The following is a 3,127-nucleotide window of genomic DNA, read 5'->3' as shown; positions in this document are numbered from 1 at the left end:
TAGTGCGCGCGGCAGAGGTTGATCTTGGTCCAGACATCCTCATAGCCGGTCTGCTTGCCCTCGGCGTCGACGTAGATCATCGCGCCGGTGACGTTGAAGAACGTGATCATCTCGGTGCAGTCGTCCGGCACCACCAGGGTGTGGATCTCGCCGGGCGGCTCGTAGACGAAGGACCCGGTCTCGGCGACCCACTCGTGCTCGTCGTACTGCCAGCGGCCCTTGATCACATACCCGAACACCGCGCTCGGATGCCGGTGCCGCGACACGATCCCGGCCCGCGTCACCTTCAGCAGGTTGCACCACTGACCGGTGACGGTGTTCAGCATCAGCGGGCGGAACCACACGTCCGGTGCCTGCGGGACCCACAGCCGGTCGTCGTCCGGTACCGCCTGCACGGCGATCTCCTCGGGCACACCGGCCGAGATCGGGATCTGACTCATCTGGTTCTCCTAAGCACTTTGGTAGCCGCCGTCGACGGGGAGGACAGCTCCCGTGATGAACGCGGCGTCAGGTCCGGTGAGGAAGGCGATCGCTCCGGCGACCTCCGAGGCCGTGCCCCAGCGCGCCATCGGAGTACGGGAGAGGATGCGGTCGGCGGCAGCTGGGTCTGCTTGCAGCGCGGCGGTCAGGTCCGTGGCGATCCAGCCGGGTGCGACCGCGTTGACCCGGATGCCCTGCGCGGCCCAGGCGACGGCGAGGGACTTGGTGAGCTGGACGATCCCGCCCTTGCTCGCGCTGTAGGCCGGTACCAGCGGGCCGCCGAAATAGCTCAACATCGAGGCTACGTTGACGATGCAGCCCCTGCTCTCAGCGAGCAGCCCGTACGCCGCCTCGGCTGCCCGCAGCGCGCCGGTGAGGTTGATCTCCAGGACCTCGCGGAACACCTCGGGCCGGTGCTCGTCGCCCCGGCGGATGATGCCGGCCGCGTTCACCAGTACGTCGAGTCGTCCCTGCGAGGTGATCAGGTCTTCCAGCGCTCGTGGATCGCGGAGATCCAGCTCGCGGAGCTCGACTGCCTGCTGGAGCTCGTCGGGTGCGGTAGTCGAATTGAGGCCGGCCGCGATCACGGTGGCTCCGTCGGTCGCCAGGCGGAGGGCGGTGGCTGCGCCGATACCACTTGTGCCGCCGACGACTAGCGCAGTACGGGCTGACATGTCCGGCATCCTGCTCGCTGCTCAGCCCCGGGACAACGAAGACCCGGAAGGCGGATGGGGGGTATCCGCGTTCCGGGTCTTCTGGGTGGGGGGTCAGGGTTTGGCAGTCAGTCCCAGCTGTTGTCGACGCGTTTGTGGTAGCGCTGGCCGGCCTTGCCGCCGATCACCGCCGCGAGCAGCGTGACCACGAGTACGGCGCCGGCCGCGATCAGCCCGCCGGCCGTGAGGGTGTCGTCGGCGATCGGTACGGACGGCAGGTCGACCCGGTCGAGGACGTCGTACTGCGAGCCCGCCAGCGCTCCGATCCCGGCAACGACCAGCGTGACGATCACCCCGATGCCCCAGACGCCGAATCCCTGCCGCGCACCGTCGAACCGGGCCAGCCGGCCGGCCACGTAGCCGCCGTTGTAGTAGGCGATCGCCATCATCACGACCAGCAGCGCGCCGGACACGATGCCGATGGTGCCGGCGTCGTCGCCGTTCCAGTCGATCGTGATCGCGTAGTCGATCGCGGCGGCGATCGCGCCGATGATCCCGGTCAGCAGCACGGTCAGCCCGACCGCGATCAGCCAGCCGAAGAACGCCGAGCCGCCTTTGAAGCCGCGGTACACCGGGTTCACCTCGGCCGCCGGCGAGGTCTTCAGGTCGGCGCGATGCGTCGGCGTACGGACCTCTGGCGGGTCGGGCGTGAACTTCGGGCTGAGCTGCTGAGTATCCGTGTCGTCCCGATACTGCTGAACCATGTGCCTTCTCCTAACGAAAGCCGTTCCTCACAAAGACAGCCCCGTCTCCCTTCTCCCGTACCCCGGCGCCGGGCTGTCCATGCGCTCAGTCCAGCAAGCTGTCGATCCGGTCGTGGTAGCGCTGGCCCGTCTTGCCGCCCAGAAGCGCCGCGAGCAGCGGCAGGATCAGGAGCGCGGCAGCGGTGATGAGGCTGCCGATCAGGAGCGCGTCGTTCGTGATTTGCACGTCCGGGCGGTTCACCTGATCGACCAGGTCGTACTGGTTGTCCAAGAACGCGCCGGTCCCGGCCGCGACCAGGCCGAGGAGCAGGCAAAACATCCAGACACCGAAACCCTGCCGAGCACCGTCGAACCGAGCGAGCCGGCCGGCGACGTAGCCGCCGGTGTAGAAGGCCAGACTGACCATCAGCACGAGGACGGCCGCCAGGGTGATGGCTGCGGTGCCCGCCTGGTTCTCGGCGTCTGCCCGGGTGTAGTCGAGGACGTAGGTGATCCCGGCCCCGGCGCCCGCGATGACGGCGGCCAGCAGCACCATCGTCGACAGCGTGATCAGCCAGCCGAAGTACGCCGCCCCGAACTTGAAGCCCCGGTACGCCGGCCGCTCGACCTCCGAGCGCTGCGGCTCCGGGCGCTCCGGCAGGTCGGGGACCACGGTGACCGGCCGGTCAGGGACCAGTGTGACGCTGGTCATGGCCCGTTCCGCGGCCGCACGCGCTTCCTCGTAACGCTGGGTAGCGGATGCGGGAACAGGCTCGGTCAGTGTGTCGCTGTCGCCGTACTGCTGGACCACTTCACTCTCTCCTCACTGATCAGCCCCGTGGCGGGCTCCCTACCCACCAGGCGGCGGCTCATTCCTCGTGTCAGCAGAATTAACACCCTCTTGTGCAGGCGCCTCCGGAGAGCGGCGAAGCGGTGACCCCGCCCGCGCGGGCGGGGTCACTTCTCGGCTCTACCGGGACGGCGTTCCCTCGGACCTCGCGCCCGGTGCCGGGACGTACCCGGTGGTCCGAGTGGTGAAGGTCCCCCGGCCCTGGGTCCGGCTGCGCAGCTGCGTCGCATAACCGAACAACTCGGCCAGCGGGACGGTGGCGACGATCACCATCGTGCCCGGCCGTGCGGTCGAGCCCGAGATCCGGCCCCGCCGTGCTGCCAAGTCGCCGAGCACGCCGCCGACGGCATCCTCGGGCACGGTCACCGTGACCTCGGCGACCGGCTCCAGGAGCACCATCG

4 protein-coding genes and 1 pseudogene are annotated in these 3,127 nt (G+C 68.9%); all 5 read right to left on the bottom strand.

Annotation, left to right across the window (positions count from 1 at the left end; all coding sequences use genetic code 11):
- A partial coding sequence (locus VFG33_RS15740; RefSeq protein ID WP_325053603.1) for a 2,4'-dihydroxyacetophenone dioxygenase family protein occupies positions 1 to 440 on the bottom strand: 440 nt, incomplete at its 3' end.
- A gap of 9 nt (positions 441 to 449) precedes the next feature.
- Positions 450 to 1,154, bottom strand: coding sequence for an SDR family NAD(P)-dependent oxidoreductase (locus VFG33_RS15735; protein ID WP_325053602.1), 705 nt, complete (start codon positions 1,152 to 1,154; stop codon positions 450 to 452).
- 107 nt (positions 1,155 to 1,261) lie between these two features.
- Positions 1,262 to 1,897 (bottom strand): hypothetical protein, encoded by a 636-nt coding sequence (locus VFG33_RS15730; protein ID WP_325053601.1) that lies wholly within the window; start codon positions 1,895 to 1,897, stop codon positions 1,262 to 1,264.
- Positions 1,898 to 1,982: 85 nt separating this feature from the next.
- Positions 1,983 to 2,588: a hypothetical protein gene (locus VFG33_RS15725; RefSeq protein WP_325053600.1), complete on the bottom strand. Its 606-nt coding sequence runs from the start codon at positions 2,586 to 2,588 to the stop codon at positions 1,983 to 1,985.
- Positions 2,589 to 2,846: 258 nt separating this feature from the next.
- Positions 2,847 to 3,127: pseudogene (gene fusA / locus VFG33_RS15720) on the bottom strand (elongation factor G); the annotation flags it as partial.

The sequence above is a fragment of the Kribbella sp. genome (assembly GCF_035687465.1).
Lineage (GTDB): Bacteria > Actinomycetota > Actinomycetes > Propionibacteriales > Kribbellaceae > Kribbella.
This window is presented reverse-complemented; position numbering and strand designations above follow the sequence as displayed.